We start from the raw sequence: 20280 nt of genomic DNA, 5'->3' as shown, positions 1-20280 counted from the left end.
ACGTGGTTTTGAGCGGGGGTGGGGCGTTTTCGAGCCCGGCCCCACACCCCCGGTGGGGGGGTGTCCAACCCGTCATCTGGGGCGGTCCCCACACTACGGCCGGCGCCTTCTCTACTCTGTTCATTCCCCGCATAGGCGACGCGACGTGAAATAGCCGTCCGTATCTCTCCGAGGCGGCGATCATCTCCCAAGACCCCAAGCCGTCGGCAAGCGCCTGCACTCGAATGGGTCCACATGCGAAATACGTCACGATGCGGCGTGCCGTTTCATGCCTGAGCGCGCTCATGCCACGGCCGACCACCGAAGGTCTCGGCGCCTATGGAAATCATCTTCCGCAGAGGCCGAGCGCCCGCCTCGCCGCACCGGCCGGGTCCTGACGCGTTCGTCGCGGGCATCGCTTCGCGCCGCCGATCGAGGAAACCGGCCCACGTCCCCCACCGAGAAGAGCTGAGTCGGCCCGATCGGGCGCGGCTGACACTCAGCCACGGGCTTTTTCGCTGCGCCCCAGACCTTTTGCCGCCGGCGCTCGCCGCGATGTGAAACGAAACCACTCCAGAATCCGCCACGCGTCCGTAGACTGCGGTGCACGTGGGACGGTGTCGCTGGGGCGCCTTCCCGGTTCGACCAGAAAGACACACCTCGTGATGCGTTCCGCGGTTATCGCAGCCTTCGTCGGCGCTACTCTCCTCACCGGATCCAGCGGAACCGCGGTCGCGGGAATCGGACTTCCTCCGCTGCCCGACTCCGGCTCGGCGTCGAGCGGATCGGCGGGCGGCCTGGCCACCACCGGCTCCTCCGGCACCGGATCGGCGGGCAGCAAGCTGCTGTGCGCCGCCACCGGCAGCGCCATCGCGATCCTGGGCGACGCCCAGTTGGGTTGCAACATGCTGCCGTGACCCCCTGAACGCCGAACGGGCCACTGGATTCGCTCCGGTGGCCCGTTCGGCGTTCCGCTTCGGCTCAGCGATTGTCTTCGGCGTTGCCCGCTTTCCAGACCGACCACGGGATGTTCCAGTCACCCAAGCCGTCCACACCGGACAGGGTGCCGCCCACGGTGTTCTTCACGATCGTGATGTCACCGCGCTTGGCGTTCTGGAAGACCCACTGCGCGTTCGCCGGACTGAGGTTCAGGCAGCCGTGACTGGTGTTGCTGTACCCCTGCGCACCGACCGACCAGGGCGCCGAGTGGAAGAAGATGCCGCTGTAGGACAGTCGCGTCGCGAAGTCGACCGGCGTCTTGTACCCGTCGGGCGCGTTGACCGCCACGCCGTAGGTCGAGGAGTCCATGATGATCTTCTCGTGGCGGTCGGCCACGATGTAGACCCCGTTGTCGGTGGGGGTGCTGTCCTTGCCCATCGAGGTCGGCATGGTGCGGATCACCTGGCCGTTCAACTCGACGGTGACCTGCTTGGTGTTGTCGTCGGCGGTGAAGACCATCGCGTCGCCGATGGTGAAGAACGAGTGGATGTTGTCCTGCCCGTACAGGCCGTTGCCGAGATTACGTCCGTAGACGTTCACATCGACGGTGATCTTCGATCCCGGCGCCCAGAAATGCTCCGGCCGCCAGCGCACCTCGCGGTTGTTCACCCAGTAGAACGCGCCCTCCACCGGCGGCTCCGTGGTGATCTTGATCGCATCCTGCGCGGCCTTCCGGTCGGGGATGTTCTCGTCGAACTGGACGGCCACCGGCTGTCCGATACCGACGACCTCCGCCTCGCCGGGCACCAGGTAGGGCTTGGTCTGATTACCGGGCGAACTCGTGGTGAAACTCAGCGTCGCGGAGTTCGCCCCGCCGAGCCCGATCGCGTCGGCCTTCAGTCGGTAGGTCTTGCCGTAGCCGAGCACCTCGGTGGTCTCCCACGAACGCCCGTCCCCGGCGAGCTTGCCCTCCACCGGCTTGCCCTGCGGGCTGACCAAACTCACGTTGGTGAACTTGCCGTCTTCCACCTTGAACGCCAGCGGGACGCCCGGCGAAACCCCTACCTCGCCATCCTTCACCGGCGACAACAGCTTCGGCTTGATCAGTTCCGTGATGGGGTTGCGGTCGATGGCCACCTGAGCCGCGTCCTTGGCGTCGGATGCCGAACATCCGGTCAATGCCAGCGCGGCGACCGCGACAACTATCACCGGTCCCGCGAACGTGCGTAGCGACCGCCTCATAGTCGGCTTGCGCACGTGCCGACCTCGACCAAAACTCATTTCAACCCCGTTTCAAAGTCTCGGCGCTCCAGGACACACCGAGGGCTTCGGATACCGACCGCCACGCCGCTCACCCCGCCGTGTACGCGGGCGGTCGAAACCACAATCGGACATTCTGCCAGTGCGTCACGTCCTGGCCAATGTGAACACCTAGTCCGTCACTGCAGCGTTACCACCACTAGATCACCGCGGCGAACCCCCGCGTTACGGCGGCGGAGAGCATCACATCCGCGCCGGTCAGGACACGATTTCACTTCTGCGGCCCCGGCCTGTTAAGGTTTGTCCCGCACCGGAACACGGAGCAAGCGCCATTAGCTCAATTGGCAGAGCAGCTGACTCTTAATCAGCGGGTTCGGGGTTCGAGTCCCTGATGGCGCACAACACGCAAACCGTGCCCTTGCCAGTCATCGGCTGGCAAGGGCACGGTTTTTTTCGTCTTCACGATGGCCCGATTTCCGTGACATCACCGTGACCTGGACTTTTTCCCAGTTGCACCAGTGGTCTCAATTCGGACAGCTATACGCCCGCGATCGCCGCGAAATCCACCTGTACGCCCAAAAATTTCTGTGACCTGCGGCACAAGAGGTTTAACGGCAAACTCCCAGCTTGGATAACGATTCGGCAACCGCGTCCTGGCCTTTCCAAGATCGCCAGCGCCTGCCGTTCATGATCAGTTCACCGTCTGTTAACCATGCGTGACCATTCTGCAATCAGGTCACAAAGCGACCTGAAGTTTGGTCAGCCCGAGGAGTTGTAGACACCGATTCGGTAACGATCACACGGCAGGCACCCTGCCCGCCACGTGATCGGCGGAGCGGAATCCGGCAACGGACCCGCAATCCCATACTTCCGCCCGTCTCACCGCATCGAGGATGCGGAGTCTCGCGCGACAAGCGGCCGAGCCCACCGAGGGCGATCCGGTGCCGCACGCAGAAGCGTCGCGTTCCGGGGACATCAGCGTCCCCCACAACAAAACCACACAAAAGCACATGGCCGTTTCGGCGAACGCACACGAGCGTACGCCGCAGGATCCGTGCTGCCCAACTGCGGCCGGATCGAGTAAGTCCCCGATCAAGGAACCGATTCGCAATGCCTGACAGACGCCTTTCCACCCTTCGCCGCCCCTCGCTCCGCGAAACCGTCACCGTCGCCTTCGCCGCCGCGGGTGTCGTCGCCGTGGCCGCCTGCTCCGCGGCGTCCGTTGCCGACAACAGCGTCCCGTCTCGCATCGCCATGGTGGCCGAGCAGCAGCCCGAGGCCGCCGCCGCTCCGGTCGCCGCACCGGCGGCCGAGGCGATCCCCGCGCCGATGCCCGCACCCGCGCCCGCCCCCGCCCCCGCGCCCGCTCCGGAGGCGGCCCCGGTCCCGGCCCCGATGCCCGCCCCGGCCCCGCCGGTCTACGCGGACAACCTGGACGGCTGGATCCGCCAGGCGCTCGACATCATGTCGGCGAACGGCATCCCCGGCACCTACAACGGCATCTACCGCAACATCATGCGCGAGTCGACGGGCAACCCCCAGGCCATCAACCTGTGGGACTCCAACGCCGCCATGGGCATCCCGTCCAAGGGCCTGCTCCAGGTGATCGACCCCACCTTCGCCGCCTACCACGTCGCAGGCACGCCCTTCGACATCTGGGACCCGGTCGCCAACATCGCCGCCGCCTGCAACTACGCGGCGCACCGCTACGGCTCGATGGACAACGTCAACAGCGCGTACTGATCCACACCGTCACGCAGCCTCCCCATCCATCGGATGGGGAGGCTGCGCGCTTTCCGGCCGTGTCCGCGCGGTCGGGCAGGCGGATCTGCGGCTCCGGCAATAATGGTCCACATACCCGCGACCCCCTGGACCTTGCCGTGACCGACTACGCACACAACGACGCGGCGGCCAAGAGCCGCGCCGAGAAAGCACGCCGGCTGGCGAGTTACCTCTGGCCCCGTGGCATCACCGGCTCCGAGGTGCTCGCGATGCCCGCGCCGGTACGGCGCAAACTGGCCAGGGCCGCCGGAACGAATCCGCCGAGCACCGACGAGACCTGGACCGCGGTGGCACGGCTGCTGACGGAGAAGGACGACTGGGCCGCCCGACATCCGCGGCATCCCGCTGCCCGGCGCGAACACACCGACGAGAAACTGCTCTGGGTGAAGCCGCCGATCACGCCGTGGTCCTGAGTTACGCGAAAGTCTTTGCGCTTCAACGTTTTCTGTGTCTACTACAGACTTCCGTAGACTAGCGTCATGCACCCGCCGACTCAGCCGTCACGATGACCGAGCGCAAGCCGCCGAAGCAGACCTTCGAATCGTGGATCGACAAGCAGATCCGCGAGGCGGCCGAGCGCGGCGAATTCGACAACCTGCCCGGTACCGGCAAACCGATTCCCGGAGTGGGCACGGCTCCCGACGAGGACTGGTGGCTGCGCGCATATCTGCGTCGCGAAGGAGTCAGCGGTGACGCGCTGCTGCCCCCGTCGCTGTTGCTGCGACGCGATATCGAGCACTTGCCCGAGACCGTGCGTGATGCGACCGGCGAACGGGAGGTGCGAGCGGCCGTGAGTGAACTCAACAAACGCATCGTGGAGTGGCTGCGGATGCCGCAAGGACCGTTCGTCCCGATCGCTCCGGTGAACGCGGACGAGATCGTCGAGCAATGGAGGCGCGCACGCGAGGCCGCGAGGCCGAAACGCGCGCAACCCAGTCTCGAAGCCACCGGCCCCGCCCGAGCACAGGCCGGCCGCATCGCGCCGCGTCCACGCCGCCAGTGGTGGCGTCGATGGCGGCGGCACGACACCGAAGCCGGATAGCGGCGGGAACGAACGGCGATCAGGCGCCGAGTTCGGTCACCTGCTCGACCTCGGTGACCACCTTGTCCGCCAGCGCGCGCAGCGCACGCGCCTCACCCGGCGTCATCAGCTCGACGAAGACGCGACGGACCAGATCGACGTGGTTGGGCGCGGCCCGCTCCAGCGCCACCCGCCCTTGCGGCGTGAGCTGCACGATGATGCCGCGGGCATCCTCCTCCGCGGGGCGCCGCTCGACCAGTCCGCGCGCGTCCATCCTGGCCAGATGCTTGGACAGCCGGCTCTTCTCCCAGCACACCTCGGTAGCCAGCTCTTTGGCGCGCAGACACCCGTTGGCGGCTGCCGACAGCGCCACCATCAGTTCGTAGTCCGCCAGGGACAGGCCGTCCTCGGCCAGCCCGGCGGAAATCGCCCCGTCCAAACGCTGGCGCAGCCGCACGTAGGCCTGCCACGTCGCCTGCTCGTCGTCACTCAACCACCGGACCATGGGAATGAAGTGTAGTCACCGTTGGTTGACATGGACACCAACTCCCGAGGAGGTCCCCATGCCCGCCGTCACCGTTCCCGACATCATGGTCCTGCCACGCCTCCCCCGCCCGGACGCGACCCTGCGCCAACGGCCGGTCCGGAGCGTGGTCACCGCGCACAAACAGCGCGAAGGCGCGGGATTCGAGGTGCGCAGGCCGTTCCCCAGCATGGATCTGCGCACGGCCGATCCCTTCATCCTGCTCGACCAGATGGGTCCGGTCGCCTACGAACCGCACGAGGCGAAGGGTGCCCCGTGGCATCCGCACCGCGGCTTCGAGACGGTCACCTACATGCTCGACGGCACCATGGTGCACCACGACTCGCAAGGCGGCGGCGGCGTCATCGGCGAAGGCGACACCCAGTGGATGACCGCGGGCTCCGGCATCCTGCACGACGAGGTCCCGCCGGAGGAGATGGTCGCCTCCGGCGGCTGGTTCCACGGCATCCAGCTGTGGGTGAACCTGCCGCGCGCGCTCAAGTTCGCCACGCCGCGCTACCAGGACCTGCGCGCTCGCGAACTGACGCTGGTGAGTTCGCACGACGGCGGCGCGCTGGTGCGGCTCATCGCCGGAGAGGTCGGCGGATTCACCGGCCCCGGTTCGACATACACCCCGATCGCCTACGCCCACGCGTCGATCACGCCCGGCGGGATCCTCGAAACGCCTTGGCCGCAAGAGTTCACGGCGATGGCGTACGTGCTGTCCGGCAGCGGCACGGTGGGCGCGGAGCGCAGGCCGCTGCACGAGGGGCAGCTCGCGGTCTTCGGCCGCGGAGACGCGATCAGCGTGACAGCCGATGCGCGCCAAGACAATCGGACCGGAGCGCTCGAAGTCCTGCTGCTCGGCGGACAGCCGATCCGCGAACCGGTGGTGCAGTACGGGCCGTTCGTGATGAACACTCGCGCGGAGATCATCGAAGCGATGGAGGACTACCAGGCCGGACGCATGGGAAACATCCCAGCGGAACACATCCGCGGCACCGGGACGACCTCCTGAGCCACGGCACTGGGTGCGATCCCCTAATCCCCTAGTTCCGTCCCTGCGAGGTTGACAAGAGAGCGGCCCGTCACAACAGTGGATGCGGCGTCCGGTCGGACGCCCATCCACCGCAGCAACCACATACATAGAGGAATACATGAACGTTCGCCGGCTCTCCGTCAGCGCGGCCATCGCGGGATTGACCTTTCTCGCGGCTCCTGCCGCCCTAGCCGCCCCTCCGTCCGGATCCGCCGGAACGGGCTCCTCGGCCGTCGACACCGGCTCCGCCGCGACCGGCTCGGCCGGTCTGTCGCAGACCGGTTCGGCCGGTGGCGCCTACGCCAACTGCGACGACGCCCGCGCCGCGGGACACGCGCCGCTGTTCCGCGGCGAACCGGGCTACGGCCCGCACCTGGATCCCGACGGCGACGGCTTCGCCTGCCCGACGGTCTGAACCGACCGCGAAACGACGACACCCGGTGGGCATCGCCACACCGGGTGTCGTCGTTTTCCAGCTCAGCGGAAGATCTTGAGCAGCACCAGCCCGACGACGACCGCGGCGGCGCCGATCAGGCTGTATTTCACCTTCGGCTCGTTCAACTTCGAGACCACGATCTGCTTGGTGTCGTCCGCGATCCGATGCGGGTCCGCGCGTACCGCGAGTTCGTCGAGCGTGCTCGCCAGCCGAGTGCGGGCGGCCTCGATTTCGTGCTCGATCCGCTCGGTATCCCTTGCCACGTTCCACCCTCCTGTTGTCGATTGCCGCACCCGGTGCACGAATCGCACCGCACGCTCGGCCGTTCGCGGAGCACCCGGGGCTCGCGGACGAGTCTATCCGCCGCCACGCGCCGCTATCCGGCCGCGCGCGGATCTCCGGTCGGAACCTTCGGATACCGTGCAGAAGGTGACCACCAACCAACGACTCTCCCCGGGCGACACCGCCCCCGACTTCACGCTTCCCGACGCCGACGGCAAGGACGTCTCGCTGTCGGACTACCGAGGTCGCAAGGTGATCGTGTACTTCTACCCCGCCGCGAGCACGCCCGGCTGCACCAAGCAAGCCTGCGACTTCCGCGACAACCTGGCCGACCTGGACGGCGCGGGCATCGACGTCGTCGGCATCTCACCGGACAAGCCCGCCAAGCTGGCCAAATTCCGCGACGCGGAACGGCTGACCTTCCCGCTGCTGTCGGATCCCGATCGCGCCGTGCTCACCGCGTGGGGCGCGTACGGAGAGAAGACCATGTACGGCAAGACGGTCGTCGGCGTCATCCGCTCGACCTTCCTGGTGGACGAAGCGGGCAAGATCGCCGTCGCGCAGTACAACGTCCGCGCCACCGGCCACGTCGCCAAGTTGCGCCGCGATCTGTCGGTGTAGCGCGGGCAACGAAAAGCCCGGCGCCGCAGGGGCGCCGGGCCGAAGTCGGGTGGATCGGATCAGACCTGCCACACCTGCTGGGCTGCCCACTGCGCCATCAGGCGAAGGTGCTCGTCCCACCAGTCCGCGGCTTCCGGGGTGAACACGGCGGGTGGTGGGGCCTCACCGGGGAACAGCAACGCGGCGTCGGGTGCGCCCACCTTGCGATCGGTCGGGACCCCGGTCCCCGGCAGGAGCGGCTCCGGGGTTTCCGTCTCCGGCCCGGTTGTCGCGTCTGCGGCGACCAACGGCAACGGACGATGCCGCGGGGCGAGCCCCCCGCGCTGGTCCGGAAGCCACACTCCGGTCGTGGTGGCGTCGCCGCCCCGCGGCCCGTCGAACGACTCGTCCGCCTCGGTGTCCGCGGGACGGACCGGCTCTACCGAATGCGTCGCGCCTGCGCCCTCGATCCGGGCGTCCGCCACGACGGTCGGCGTCGGCTGCGCGGAATCGTTCAGCAGATAGCTCCCGCCGACGACCATTCCGCTGGCCAGCACACCAGCCGCGGCGAACACCGCGACGCCGCCGCGCGCCCGACTCGACTCGCTCACCGGCCCGACGTAGCTGTCCTGCTCCAGCCGGGCGCTCAACGCCGCGCCCGCGGCGGACGCGAAAGCGCCTACGGTGCAGGGGATCACCGGAGCCCCGAATTTCTCGACCGCCGCCAGCACCGCCGAGCCCGCGCCCGCCGAGCCGATCAGCGCCACCGCGTCCGGCCGCGCGCCGGCCGCGTCCAGCTGATCCCACGCCGCCGTGACGCCGATGCCCAGCGACCGGGGCGTCGCCCGGCCCGCCTGCCCCACGGCGGCGAGCACCCGACGGCGGCCCCGGTCGACCAGGGTGAACGCGTGGTACCCGGGCACCACCTCGCACACCAGCAAGTTGTCGTAGGCGTCGAGCCACGTCATCATGCTCGCCACGCTCAGGTGGGCCGATTTCACCGAGACCATCGAGGCGCTGTGCCACGGGCCTGCCGCCAGCCGGGTCACGATGGCGCGCCGCTCCGCGGCGTCCCGATAGGCGACGGCCACGCCACCGACTTCCCGCTCCGAGCCCAGCCCGGCGGCCAGGGCGTCCAGCGCGGTCTCGACCGCCTCGGCCACGTCCGCCTTGCTGTCGCCGTCCGTTCGCTCGATCCGGCGCAGCAGCACCCGATCGGCCAGCTTCCTGCCGTCGGCGAGCGCTACCGCGTGCACGGCACCGCGTTCGGTCGAAACGCCGAGAGTCACCACAGATTCAGCTACCACTGATCACGCCTTCCCCTCTGTGCATTGACCGAGCTCACGGGCTTGCCGAAAGCCATGAGCCCCATGGATTCCCCTGCTCGGAACACACGTCGCGATGCACGCGCGCTCGGTATATGTTCGATGCCGCATCGGTTACGGATGGGTAGCGGAAATCAAGTCAGCTGGACGCGAACGGCGGATGCGCGTATCGCACGCTTGTCCCTACCGTTAGCCTGGATGCGTGGAAGTACGCGCGGAGGCCAGGGTGAAGCACCGTCTGGACCCTGCGTTGGAGCTGCAGGACGACCCACAGGAGCTCATGCCGCGACGCCGGCCGACGCAGGAACGCAGCAAACGAAAGTTCGACGCCTTACTCCAGGCGTCCAGGGAGCTGCTCGTCGAGGTCGGGTTCGAGTCGTTCACCTGCGAGGAGGTGGCGGCCAGGGCGGAGGTGCCGATCGGCACGCTGTACCAGTTCTTCGCCAACAAGTACGTCATCGTCTGTGAGCTGAATCGCCAAGATCTGGTTGCCGTTTCCCAGGAGCTGGCCGACTTCCACGGCGAGATTCCCTCGCTGGACTGGTTGCGGCACATGAATCAGTTCGTCGACCACCTGGCCAACCTCTGGATGACCGACCCGTCCCGGCGGGAGGTGTGGCTGGCTATGCAGTCCACGCCGTCCACCCGGGCCACCGGGGCGATCCACGAGAAGCAGTTCGCCGAGGTCGTGTCGCAGATGCTGCGGCCACTCACGCCGCGCACCCCGCGGGCACGGCGCACCATGATGGCCGAAGTGCTGGTGCACGTGGTCTATTCGATGCTCAACTTCTCCGTGCAGGACGAGCAGAGCAGCGCCGAAGCGGTCGCCGAACTCAAGCGGCTGATGGTCGCCTACCTGCTGGTCGCGGAAAAGGAATCGCGGACCGGCGGCCAAAAATAAGTGGTGGTCCCGGCCGGAACCGGGACCAACCGCGCGACTCAACCGGCGCTGTCGCGGCCTTCGATGAGGTCGGCCAGCTCGCCCGGGTCCTCCAGCACCACCATCGCGGCGGCGGTGTCGCCGTCGTGGGTCAGCGACAGGTGAACCCTTACCCGGGGCAGGAATTCGGCGGCCAGGCCGTGCAGCTTGATGCTCGGCCTGCCCCACGCGTCGTTGACCACCTCGATCAGCGGATAGGGGTTGTCCCCGATCTGCGGGCGGCGGGCGAACCGCGACGACGCCCATGCTTTGAGCACCGCCTCTTTCGCCGCCCACCGCGCCGCGTAGCTGCGCGCCGGATCGGTCCCTTTGCTCTGGCAGTAGCGCCGCTCACCCGCGGTGAAACTTTCCCGGAGCATCGTCGTTCCGGCGCGTTCGAGCTGTTCGGCGAACTCGGAGATGGTCACCAAGTCCAAGCCGATACCGAGGATCGTCATAGGCGGCCAGCCTACGACGTCCTCGGCGAGCCCGCGCACGGACCCGGCGCGGCGAGTTGCCCCGCCGCGCTTCCGGTTACGCGCATCCGATGCCCTTCGCGCGGTAGGCGCCGTCCTGATCCAGGCGCGCCTCCGGCGAGAGCAGCACGTCGGCCTCCAGCTGACGCGCCCGCTGGGACGGGGTGCCCTCCCCGCCGAGCCTGCGATCCGCGGGACGTTCGTACAGCGGCGCGCCGCCGCACATCGCCTCCACGAACCGCTGGCGGCCGGTCAGCTGACGCTCCTGCGCCGTGCGCTGGTACTCCTCGCGCCGTCCCGGCTCGATGGCCTGGATGAACGCCTCCGGGTGCACGATCGCCAGCAGACCGTTCACGTGGCCGAAGCCGAGCGAGGTGACCAGACCCGCCTTCAGCGGAAGGCGCCCGCCCAGCCGCAGCGGTTCGCGCAGCCACACCAGGTGCGGGAAGGCCAGCATCTTCTCGTCGACGCAGTCGAGGCTGCGGTTCGGCGGGATGACGCCCTGCTCCAGCACCTGGCACAGGCCGATGAGCTGGAATGCGGCCGCCCCGCCCTTCGCGTGCCCGGTGAGGGTCTTCTGCGAGACGACGAACAGCGGAGCGCCGTCCGAGCGCCCGATGGCCGTCGCGAGCCGCTCGTGCAGTTCCGACTCGTTCGGGTCGTTGGCGGCCGTCGAGGTGTCGTGCTTGGACACCACCGCGATCTCGTCCGGGGTGACGCCGAGCTTGCGCAGTTCGGTCGCCAGCCGGGATTCCGTCCCGCCACGACCGGCGCCCAGCGCGCCCAGACCCGGAGCAGGGATGGACGTGTGCACGCCGTCGGCGAAGGACTGCGCGTAGGCCACCACGCCCAGCACCGGCAGGCCCATCTCCAGCGCGACGCTGCCGCGCGCCAGCAGGACCGTGCCGCCGCCCTGCGATTCGATGAACCCGCCGCGGCGGCGATCGTTGGCGCGGGAGAAGTACCGGTCGCTGATGCCCTTGGCGCTCATGGCCGCGGAATCCGCGGTGGCCGACATGTCACCGAAGCCGACGATGCCCTCGATACCGAGATCGTCGTAGCCGCCTGCCACGACCAGATCGGCCTTGCCGAGCCGGATCTTGTCGACGCCCTCCTCGACCGACACCGCGGCGGTAGCGCAGGCCGCCACCGGGTGCACCATCGCGCCGTAGCTGCCGACGTAGGACTGCACCACGTGCGCCAGCGCCACGTTCGGCAGCGCCTCCTGCAGGATGTCGTTCGGGCGCGACTCACCGAGCAGGTTGTCGATGTACAGCGAGCGCATCGAGGACATGCCGCCCATGCCGGTGCCCTGCGTGTTGGCGACCAGCGAGGGGTGCACCCAGCTCATCAGCTCAGCGGGGCTGAACCCGGAGCCGATGAACGCGTCGACCGTGCAGACGATGTTCCACAGCGCGACCCGGTCCACCGAAGCGGCCATATCGGGCGAGATGCCCCAGATGGTCGGGTCCCAGCCGGTCGGGATCTGGCCGCCGACGGTGCGCGAGAGCTTGGCCCGGCGCGGCACGCGGATCTCCGTGCCCGCTCGGCGCGTCACCGTCCAGTCGCCGGAGTCCGCGACCGGTGTGATCACCGTGTGCTCCGGATCGGCGGCGTGGAAGGCACGCGCCTCGGCCTCGCCGCCCACCGTGAACGACAGGTCCTGGTCGAGGAAGACCGAGGTCATCAGCGGGGCCGAGTTGTCGGTCATGACGCCGTCGTCCTCGTAGCGGCGCACACCGCAACGGGCGACCACGGCGTCGTGGTAACGCTCGGCCAGCTCGTGCTCGGGGACGTAGTCACCGGACGCGGCGTCGTACCACCCCGGCTTCGGGTCGTTCTCCCAGGTGACCATGCCGGTGGTCCAAGCCAGTTCCAGCACGCCCGCCGCCGACAGCTCGTCGGAGACCTCCATCTCGAAGCGGGTGCGCGCCGAGCCGTACGGGCCCAGCTCGCCCGCGCCGACGATGACCACCATGTCGGCCGGATCCACCGTCACCTCGCCCCACTCGGGCACCGGCAGCGCGGAGGTCACGGTCGGCGGCGCCGGCAGCGCGGCGATCGTGCGGCCCGCGTCCGCGTCGGTCTCCGCCTCCGCCTGCTCCGCGGCCTGCTTGGCCAGCGCGGGCAGGTCCAGCTTGGCCCTGGCCAACCCACCGGTCAGGTCGATCTGCTGCGGGCCGGTCGCGGTCACCTGGCGGGCCCGCGAGGTGCACCACTTGAGCAACTCGTCGGCCATCTCCGCGGTGGACCAGGTCTGCACACCCGCCTTCTCGACCGCCTCGACCATCGGGTCGTTGTGGCCCATCAGGCCGGTGCCGCGCACCCAGCCGATCAGCGCGTGCACCAGGGTGACCCGGGTCGACCACGACTTCTCGGCCCGCCACTTGGCGACCACCGCGTCCAGCGCCGCCTTCGACTCGCCGTAGGCGCCGTCGCCGCCGAACATGCCGCGGTTGGGCGAACCCGGCAGCACTACGTGCAGTTTCGCGTCCACGTCGTGATCGGCGCCCAGCTTGGACAGCCCGCCGATCAGCCGTTCGACCGACCAGAGCAGCACGCGCATCTCCATTTCGGCGCGCGCGCCCGCGTCCGCGAGGTCACCGGCCACCCGCGGCGCCGCGAACGGCAGCAGCAGCGTGGGCGTCATCGCGTCCTTGACCTTGATCTTCGCGCCGCCCGCGCTGTCGACCTGCTCGGTGCCGATCCAGTCGATCAGGGCGTCGACGTCCTGGTAGGACGCCATGTTGGCGGGCACCACCCACAGAGCCGCGCCGTGACGGGCGTTGTCGCGGTAGAGCTTCCGGTAGAAGGCGAGGCGTTCGTCGTTCAGCGACGAGGTGGTGACCACGACCGTGGCGCCACCGCTGAGCAGCCTGCCGGTCGTCGCCGCGGCGATGGATCCCTTGCTGGCGCCGGTGATCACCGCGATGTCGGAGGACCACAGCCCGGGCTCCTCCGTGCTCAGCGCCGCCTCGGCGATGCGCTCGTACAGGCCGGCCAGCACCGAGCGCGCTTCGTGCATCGCCCGCTGCCGCCACCAGTTCGCCTGCGCCGCAACGGCTTCTCCCGCACCGATGAACCCGGTGACCGGTCCGTTCGCGCTGCCGGCGTCGTCGGCGAGCCACAGCCGGGCCAAGTCCTCGCGCGCCGTGGCCCACCGGTCGTCCAGCAGCACCGCCTTGCGGGCGTCGAACGCGGGCGCCACCAGACGCGGCCAGTCCGAACCCAGTTCGGCCGACACCAGATCGACCAGGGAGTTGTCGGTCGCTTCCGGCGCGGAGACGCGCTCGGACAGTCCGAGCTGTTCCAGCACGACGCGCGCGGCCGTGGCGAGCACGCCGTCGCGTCCGGTGATCTGCTCGGTGAACTCGCCCAGCGCGGCGGCGTCGACGGTCGCACCGCCACCGCCGCCCGCCGAGGGCAGCGACACCGCGACACCGCGACGGGCCGCGACGGCCTGCACGGCGGCATCGATGGCCGCGTCGACCGAGGCGGCGTCGCCCAGCGCGCCGGAGACCAGGCCGCCCAGGTCGCCACCACGCACGCTGGTGCCTTCCCTGGTGCCGAGCGACACCTCGGCGGTCACGTGGCTGGCCCACCCGTCACCGAGTTCCCAGACCTTCTTGACCCGGTCCGCGATGGCGGCCGGACGCTTGCCGGAGGGCCCGAACACCTTGCGCAGATGGTCGCCGATGGCGTCGGTGAGCACCGTGCCGAACGGACGGTAGGTACGGGCGAGCCGCTCCACCGTCGCGGACAACGCACCCATGTCGGCGTCGGCCGCGCCGTCGATCGCGCCGAGTGAGAGCTCGGAGCCGAGGTCGACCAGCAGCTGGTTACGCCGGGAGGAAACGCCGTCGCACAGGCCCTCGATGGTGTCCACCGGGCCGATCTGGTCCAGCCGCAACTTGGTCCACAGCGCGATCAGCACGCGCGTGGCGTCGGCGGCGGTGAACGCGATGTCGTCCGGACGCGGGCCGCCCGAACTCGGGGCGGGCGCGGCCACGGGGGCGGCGGCGACGGCCGCTGCCGGAGCCGCTGCGGCGGCAGACTCCTCCACCGGCTCGTCGACCGGGGCGGGATCGGTGTCGGTCGCGTAGACGATCGCCGCCTCGCGCTCGATGTTGAGCACTTCCACCTTGGCTCCGCCGAACGCGGGCAGCTTCAACGTCTGGCTGGCCAGGTTGGCCACCGTCGGCGTCGCGCCGAGACCGATCTCGATGAACCGCTCGATACCGAGGCCGCCCTGTGCGGGGTCGGTGAACAGCAGGTCCTGGGTCTCGATCCAGCGCACCGGGCTGGCGAACTGCCACGCGAGCAACTCGATCAGCACCACGCGGCACAACTCGGTCGGCCGGGCGGCCCAGCTGTCGAAGTCGGCCAGCACCTCCGCGAGCGGTTCGGACGGCACCAGGTCCGCGATCTCCTGCACGAACGCCCGCTCGAGTGTGAACAGCCTCGGCACCAGGTTCGGGATGTAGCGGCCGATCAAGGTCTCCGGGCGCAGATCCACCGGCAGCAGCTGCTCGAGCTTCTGCCGGAACTCCGGAACGCCCTTGCGCAGCACCGTCGAGTGGAACGGCACGTCGATGCCGGGGACCAGGATGAACGCCCGCTTGCCGCCGAATTCGGCGCGACGACGGTCGATCTCCTGCTCCAGCGCGTCCAGCCCGGCGACCGTGCCCGCGATCGCGTACTGCGAACCGCGCAGGTTCAGGTTGACCACCTCGAGGAATTCCCCGACCCGATCGCCGACTTCCTTGACGAAGCCGACGACCTCCGCGTCGGGCAATCCGATCTGTGAGGGCCGGATCGCAGCCATCCGATAGTCGCTGCGTCCCTGCGCATCCCGCGGCACCAGCTCGTGCATCGCGGAACCGCGCTGGAACACGACCTCGAGCACCGCCTCCAGCGGCAGCACTCCGGCGACGGCTGCGAGCGCGTTGTACTCGCCCACCGAGTGGCCCGCGAGCAGCGCGCCCTCGACGAACGCACCGGACTCGCGCAGTTCCGCCACCTGGGCGACGCCGAGGGTCGCCATGGCGACCTGGGTGAACTGGGTCAGGTGCAGCACGCCGTCCGGGTGGCGGTGTTCGACGCCGCGCGCCTTCAGGTAGGTCGGATTGTCGCGCACCACGGCGAGAATCGAGAAGCCGAGCGCCGCACGGGTGTGCTTGTCCGCGCGGTCCCAGATCTCCTTGGCCGCCTTCGACCGCGAGCGGGCGTCCAGCCCCATCCCCTTGCGCTGGATGCCCTGTCCGGGGAAGGCGTAGACGGTCTTCGGCGCCACGGTGCGACCGGTCGCGGTCATCACCAGCTCGCCTTCGGCGCGGCAAGAGACCTCGACGACCTCGCTGCCCGCGTCGAGCGCTACCCGCTCGACGCGCACATCGATCTGCGCCCCGGGACGGACCATGCCGAGGAACCGGGTGGTCCACGCGGTCACCGTCCGCGCGGGTACCGAACTCGTGGGATCGACCGCCGACACGACGTGCTGCGCGGCCGCCGACAGCCACATGCCGTGCACGATCGGGCTGCCGAGCCCGGCGAGCTTCGCCGCGGCATCGCTGGTGTGGATCGGGTTGTGGTCGCCGGAGACGGCGGCGAAGGCGTGCATGGTGCGCGGAGCCACGATCGTGACGTCGCGGCGACGCCTGCGCGGGGTGTCGGTGGCCGCGTCGGACACCGTGCCAGCCGCGCGCGGCGGATCGGCCAGTTCGCCCGCGCCGTTGCGCCCGCGGATCGCGAACCGCTCGGTGAGGGTGGCCAGCACCGGCATCGACATCCCGGTCTCGGGCTTGTCCAGCATGGCGGTGATCCGCACGTGCACCTCGACGACCCGGCCCAGGTCGGTGTCGACGGTCTCACCGGCCTCCGCGCGCACCGCCAGCACACTGGTCTCGGCGGGCAGCGCACCGGCGAGGTGCACTTGGTGGTCCAGGTGCACCAGGTCGAGCATGCCCTCGATGACGCTCTCGCCCTTCGCGGTGCGGGTCGCGCCGAGCACCGCGAACACGGCGGGCCAGCACGCGCCGACCAGCACGTCCGGCACGGTGCGGCCGAGCGTGCTCAGCGTGGCGGGCAGGCCGGAGCCGGTGACCCCGGCGTGATCGGCGATGAGATCCGGCGTCCAGGCCAGATTCACGTGGGCGACCTTGCCCTTTACCTCGGGCAGATCCTGGCCCGCGGCGACCGCGAGCAGCGCGGCCATGGCCTCGTCGGCGTCGGCCTCGGTGACGACCGGGGCGCCGCCGTTGTAGACCGAGGTCGGCACGGTGATCCGGATGCGCACCGCGTTGCCCGCCAGCAGCGGGACGGTCAGCTCCACGTAGGCGTGCTCCGGCTCTGCGCCTGGGGTCTCGACCAGCGTCGCGCCGGTGGGCGGATGCACCGCGCCCTTGCCGTCGACGACCCACTCGGACAGGTCACCGAGCCGGTGCACCGGGCTGATCGCGGTGCGTCCGGCCCACTGCACGTCCGGGGCGGCCAGCACGGCGTCGATCGGGCCGCTCGTGACGCCCGCCGTGCGACGCGCGTCCACCGGGGTTGGCGCCACGCCCGCGCGCACCAGGGAGTACGCCGTGTCCTGTTCGAAGCGGTCGAGCAGTTCGCCGACCGGCTCGTCGACCCGGGTGATGCCCGCGACCGCGACCGTGCCGGGGATGACGCACACCTGATCGGCCGAGTAGCGCGGATCGTGCGCCTGCCACAGCGAATCCGAGCGCCACCAGCGACGCACGTCGCCGTCCACGACGGGCACGAAGTTCACCGGCTTGCCCGGGGTCTTGCACAACGCGATGAAGAACGGGACGTCGGCCGGGTGCAGCAGCGTCTGCGCCGTGGCGGGGTAGGCGTCCTTCAAGGCGCACAGCGCCGCGACCGGGTTCTCGAAGTCGTCGTCACTCGCGAACAGCGTGGGGATCTCGCCGCGGTCGGCCGGGTGCAGCCGGGATTCGGTGCGGCGCACCATCTCCGCGAACCGGTCCCGCCAGGTGATGTCCAGCCACACCGAACGCGTCGCCTCGGCGATCGCGTCGCCCAGGTCGCTGCCGCAGTCGAAGTCCTTGCGCCGGTCCAACCCGACCGCGAGCTCGACGTAGCGCTCCAGCCAGTCCTGGTAGGTCATGGTGGCCAGGTCGCCGAAGTACGGCTTGGCGGTGGCGTTCAGCGCCGCGATGATCTCGTCGCGACGCGCCGCGACCGCCTCCGCGTCGCCCGCGACCTCGTCCAGCAGTCGGCCGGTGCGCGAAGCGGCGTTGTCGATCTCGTGGATGTCGGCGCCCAGCTGGCTGCGGCCCGAGGCCATGCCGCCGGACGCGGTGCCCGCACCGACCCAGTCGGGCGTGCCGGGAGTGTCCACGAGCAGTTGCTTGACCTCCGGCGCGGTGGTGGCCTCCAGCGTGGCCATGGCCGCCGTGCCGACCAGCACGCCGTCCAGCGGCATCACCGGGTAGCCGTGCCGGACCGCCCACTGGCCGGTGAGGTACTCCGTCGCGCGCTCGGGGGTTCCGATGCCACCGCCGACGCACACCACGACGTTGGCGCGGTTGCGCAGCTCGGAGTAGGTGTCCAGCAGCAGATCGTCCAGGTCCTCCCAGGAATGGTGACCACCGGCCTTGCCGCCCTCGATGTGCATGATCACCGGGTAGTCCGGGACCTCGTCGGCGATGCGCAGCACGGCCCGGATCTGGGCGACCGTGCCCGGCTTGAACGCGACGTGGCTGATCCCGACCTCGGTGAGTTCCTGGATCAGCGCGACAGCTTCCTCCAGCTCGGGAATGCCCGCCGTCACGATGACGCCGTCGAACGGGGCGCCTGCCGTGCGGGCCCGCTGCACCAGTCGCTTACCGCCCAGCTGCAGCTTCCACAGGTAGGGGTCGAGGAACAAGGAGTTGAACTGCACCGAGCGCCCCGGGTGCAGCAGCGTCCGCAGCTCGGCCACCCGGTCGGCGAAGATCTGCTCGGTCACCTGCCCGCCGCCGGCCAGCTCCGCCCAGTGGCCCGCGTTCGCCGCGGCCGCGACGATCTTCGCGTCGACCGTGGTCGGAGTCATGCCCGCGAGCAGGATCGGCGAGCGCCCGGTCAGCTTGGTGAAGGCCGTCTCGACCACGATGCGCCCGTTGGGCAGCCGCACCGGCCGCGGCGCGAACGCAGACCACGGGGCCGCGGGCTCCGGCGCGGCACCGGGGGTGAGCAGGCTGCGCTGTCCGGCGCGGGTAGCGGCCGCGATGATGCCGAGGCCGGTGCCCTTCAGCGTGCCCCCCGTGACGCGGGAGAGCAGGTCGCCCGGGCCCAGGTCCAGGATCCACTCCGCGCCCGCGGAGATCACGCCCTCGACGACGGCCACCCAGTCGATCGGATCGACCAGGATCTGCCGCGCCAGCTCGCCCGCCAGCTCCTTGTCCAGGCCGCACTGGTCGGCCCAGCTGCTCACCAGGTCGACGGTGTCGGCCAGCGCCGGGTGGTGGAACGCCACGTCGACGGCCACGTCCTCGAAGACCGGAGCGAACACCGAGCCGCCGCGCACCTTCGCGTCGCGCTCGCGCGCCTGCTCGTCGTGGATCTGCGCGCACCGCTGCCGCACCCGCTCCAGCTGCGCGGGCGGCCCGGACAGCACCGCGCGCCGACGTCCGTTGCGGATCGAGACCACCACGGCCGCAGCGGGATCGGATCCGTCACACACCTCGGCCACCACGGCGCCGAGCTGCTCGGGCTCGACATTGGACACCGCGACCATCGGCGAGCGCTCGCCCACCGGCATCAGCCCGCGCCGCCGCGCGACCAAACCCGCTGCGGCGCCGACCATCTGGGCTACCGCCAGCAGCTCCGCGTCGCGGGCGCCACCGGCTTCGACCGCGGCGGCGGCGAGCAGACCCTGCGAATGCCCGACGATCGCGACCGGCGCGTGCTCGGCCGGATCCAAGCCTTGCAGCCGCAGCGCCCGCACGGCCGCCACCTGGGTCAGCAGCACACCGGGCATGGACACCGCCGCCGAGCGCAGTACGGCGTCGGACGGGGCCGCGGAGATCTCGCCCTCGTCACCGTCGGCGAGTTCGTTCTCCAGCATCCAGCCGATCGGGTCGAAGCCGACCGGACGAACCACAAGCAACTGCGCCGCGACCGGCTCCAACAGCGCCGCCGCCTCGTTGACCAGCGCGGTCAGCTCCGGCTCCAGCGCACTGTCGCGCGCGATCTCCTCCAACTCGCTCAGCCACTGCGCACCCTGCCCACCGAAGGCGAGCGCGTACGGCACGCCGCCGAGCAGACGATCCAACAGCGGCGACCGCGCCCCGCCCGACGCGGCCTTCCCGGCGGCGGCAGCCACCTTCGTGCTCTGTCCGGCTTCGGTCTTGGTGCTCTCGTTGATCGTCAAGACGCTTCGACTTCCTTCTCCATGCGACATGCCTCGGCGACACGCCGGTCCCTACCGGTTCACGAGTGATCGCGGTTGATCGGCCTGATACGGGCGAGGATGACACAGAATCATGAGGAAATCCTCACGTTTGCCCCTGGGCGCGCCCACTACTAGAGAGTATTTAAGTACGTACGTACCAGAATAGTGATAAACATGACTCCGCCTCATGTTTGAACACGCTGGTCCATCGGGTTACCAACACGTACGAAACATGAGTGCCCCTCACATTGAGGTTTGCCAAATCGTTATAATCCCAGGTGAGGTTACTGACGAGTACGCCA

Annotated in this window: 14 protein-coding genes and 1 tRNA gene; 9 read left to right on the top strand and 6 right to left on the bottom strand. The window is 69.6% G+C overall.

What is annotated here, in order from left to right:
• Positions 1-644 precede the first annotated feature (644 nt).
• A complete protein-coding gene (locus tag ACIA5H_RS20845) occupies positions 645-896 on the top strand; it encodes a hypothetical protein (protein WP_355075858.1) in 252 nt (83 codons plus the stop codon).
• Positions 897-960: 64 nt separating this feature from the next.
• Here the strand turns inward: ACIA5H_RS20845 and ACIA5H_RS20840 are convergent, their stop codons facing one another.
• Positions 961-2199 (bottom strand): Ig-like domain-containing protein, encoded by a 1239-nt coding sequence (locus ACIA5H_RS20840; RefSeq protein WP_397077103.1) that lies wholly within the window; start codon positions 2197-2199, stop codon positions 961-963.
• A 305-nt stretch (positions 2200-2504) separates the two neighbouring features.
• On the opposite strand from ACIA5H_RS20840, the gene ACIA5H_RS20835 reads away from it, so the two are divergent.
• The 4 genes from ACIA5H_RS20835 (at position 2505) to ACIA5H_RS20820 (ending at position 5002) form a co-directional block, all read left to right on the top strand.
• Positions 2505-2577 (top strand) — tRNA-Lys (locus tag ACIA5H_RS20835).
• Positions 2578-3288: 711 nt separating this feature from the next.
• Positions 3289-3921: a transglycosylase SLT domain-containing protein gene (locus ACIA5H_RS20830; RefSeq protein WP_356968312.1), complete on the top strand. Its 633-nt coding sequence runs from the start codon at positions 3289-3291 to the stop codon at positions 3919-3921.
• Between the two features lie 137 nt (positions 3922-4058).
• Positions 4059-4373 carry a hypothetical protein gene (locus ACIA5H_RS20825; protein WP_356968314.1) on the top strand — a complete coding sequence of 105 codons (315 nt, stop codon included), beginning with the start codon at positions 4059-4061 and terminating at the stop codon, positions 4371-4373.
• A 92-nt stretch (positions 4374-4465) separates the two neighbouring features.
• Positions 4466-5002, top strand: a complete 537-nt coding sequence (locus ACIA5H_RS20820) for a DUF1992 domain-containing protein (protein WP_397077102.1) — start codon at positions 4466-4468, stop codon at positions 5000-5002.
• A gap of 19 nt (positions 5003-5021) precedes the next feature.
• On the opposite strand, the gene ACIA5H_RS20815 is transcribed toward ACIA5H_RS20820, so the two are convergent.
• Entirely contained in the window at positions 5022-5474 is a 453-nt protein-coding gene (locus ACIA5H_RS20815) for a MarR family winged helix-turn-helix transcriptional regulator (protein ID WP_355075850.1), read from the bottom strand.
• A 70-nt stretch (positions 5475-5544) separates the two neighbouring features.
• Here ACIA5H_RS20815 and ACIA5H_RS20810 point away from each other — a divergent pair, with 70 nt between their 5' ends.
• Positions 5545-6522, top strand: coding sequence for a pirin family protein (locus ACIA5H_RS20810; protein WP_397077101.1), 978 nt, complete (start codon positions 5545-5547; stop codon positions 6520-6522).
• A 139-nt stretch (positions 6523-6661) separates the two neighbouring features.
• Positions 6662-6958, top strand: coding sequence for an excalibur calcium-binding domain-containing protein (locus ACIA5H_RS20805; protein ID WP_355075846.1), 297 nt, complete (start codon positions 6662-6664; stop codon positions 6956-6958).
• Positions 6959-7020: 62 nt separating this feature from the next.
• Here ACIA5H_RS20805 and ACIA5H_RS20800 read toward each other — a convergent pair whose 3' ends face one another.
• The gene (locus ACIA5H_RS20800) at positions 7021-7242 is read right to left on the bottom strand and encodes a DUF3618 domain-containing protein (RefSeq protein ID WP_379254230.1); all 222 of its coding nucleotides are present in this window, start codon (positions 7240-7242) and stop codon (positions 7021-7023) included.
• Positions 7243-7408: 166 nt separating this feature from the next.
• On the opposite strand from ACIA5H_RS20800, the gene bcp reads away from it, so the two are divergent.
• Entirely contained in the window at positions 7409-7882 is a 474-nt protein-coding gene (gene bcp / locus ACIA5H_RS20795) for a thioredoxin-dependent thiol peroxidase (protein WP_355075844.1), read from the top strand.
• Positions 7883-7941: 59 nt separating this feature from the next.
• Here bcp and ACIA5H_RS20790 read toward each other — a convergent pair whose 3' ends face one another.
• Positions 7942-9168 carry a hypothetical protein gene (locus ACIA5H_RS20790; RefSeq protein WP_379254227.1) on the bottom strand — a complete coding sequence of 409 codons (1227 nt, stop codon included), beginning with the start codon at positions 9166-9168 and terminating at the stop codon, positions 7942-7944.
• A 298-nt stretch (positions 9169-9466) separates the two neighbouring features.
• Between ACIA5H_RS20790 and ACIA5H_RS20785 the strand changes: the two genes are divergently transcribed.
• Positions 9467-10087 (top strand): TetR/AcrR family transcriptional regulator, encoded by a 621-nt coding sequence (locus tag ACIA5H_RS20785; protein WP_355075985.1) that lies wholly within the window; start codon positions 9467-9469, stop codon positions 10085-10087.
• Positions 10088-10125: 38 nt separating this feature from the next.
• On the opposite strand, the gene ACIA5H_RS20780 is transcribed toward ACIA5H_RS20785, so the two are convergent.
• The gene (locus tag ACIA5H_RS20780) at positions 10126-10563 is read right to left on the bottom strand and encodes a holo-ACP synthase (RefSeq protein WP_043721202.1); all 438 of its coding nucleotides are present in this window, start codon (positions 10561-10563) and stop codon (positions 10126-10128) included.
• A gap of 76 nt (positions 10564-10639) precedes the next feature.
• Positions 10640-19957 carry a fatty acid synthase subunit beta domain-containing protein gene (locus ACIA5H_RS20775; protein ID WP_397077100.1) on the bottom strand — a complete coding sequence of 3106 codons (9318 nt, stop codon included), beginning with the start codon at positions 19955-19957 and terminating at the stop codon, positions 10640-10642.
• Positions 19958-20280: the final 323 nt, after the last annotated feature.

Origin of the sequence: Nocardia sp. NPDC051900 (assembly GCF_044452545.1) — a bacterium.
Classification (GTDB): Bacteria; Actinomycetota; Actinomycetes; order Mycobacteriales; family Mycobacteriaceae; genus Nocardia; species Nocardia sichangensis.
The sequence above is the reverse complement of the archived record's forward strand: the minus strand, read 5'-3'. Positions and strand labels throughout refer to the sequence as shown.

Excerpts from the sequence above, each read along its gene's own strand:
- ACIA5H_RS20805 (WP_355075846.1), top strand. The coding sequence starts at position 6,662 with ATGAACGTTCGCCGGCTCTCCGTCAGCGCGGCCATCGCGGGATTGACC.
- ACIA5H_RS20820 (WP_397077102.1), top strand. The coding sequence starts at position 4,466 with ATGACCGAGCGCAAGCCGCCGAAGCAGACCTTCGAATCGTGGATCGAC.
- ACIA5H_RS20830 (WP_356968312.1), top strand. The coding sequence starts at position 3,289 with ATGCCTGACAGACGCCTTTCCACCCTTCGCCGCCCCTCGCTCCGCGAA.
- ACIA5H_RS20780 (WP_043721202.1), bottom strand. The coding sequence starts at position 10,563 with ATGACGATCCTCGGTATCGGCTTGGACTTGGTGACCATCTCCGAGTTC.
- ACIA5H_RS20810 (WP_397077101.1), top strand. The coding sequence starts at position 5,545 with ATGCCCGCCGTCACCGTTCCCGACATCATGGTCCTGCCACGCCTCCCC.
- ACIA5H_RS20785 (WP_355075985.1), top strand. The coding sequence starts at position 9,467 with ATGCCGCGACGCCGGCCGACGCAGGAACGCAGCAAACGAAAGTTCGAC.
- ACIA5H_RS20840 (WP_397077103.1), bottom strand. The coding sequence starts at position 2,199 with ATGAGTTTTGGTCGAGGTCGGCACGTGCGCAAGCCGACTATGAGGCGG.
- ACIA5H_RS20845 (WP_355075858.1), top strand. The coding sequence starts at position 645 with ATGCGTTCCGCGGTTATCGCAGCCTTCGTCGGCGCTACTCTCCTCACC.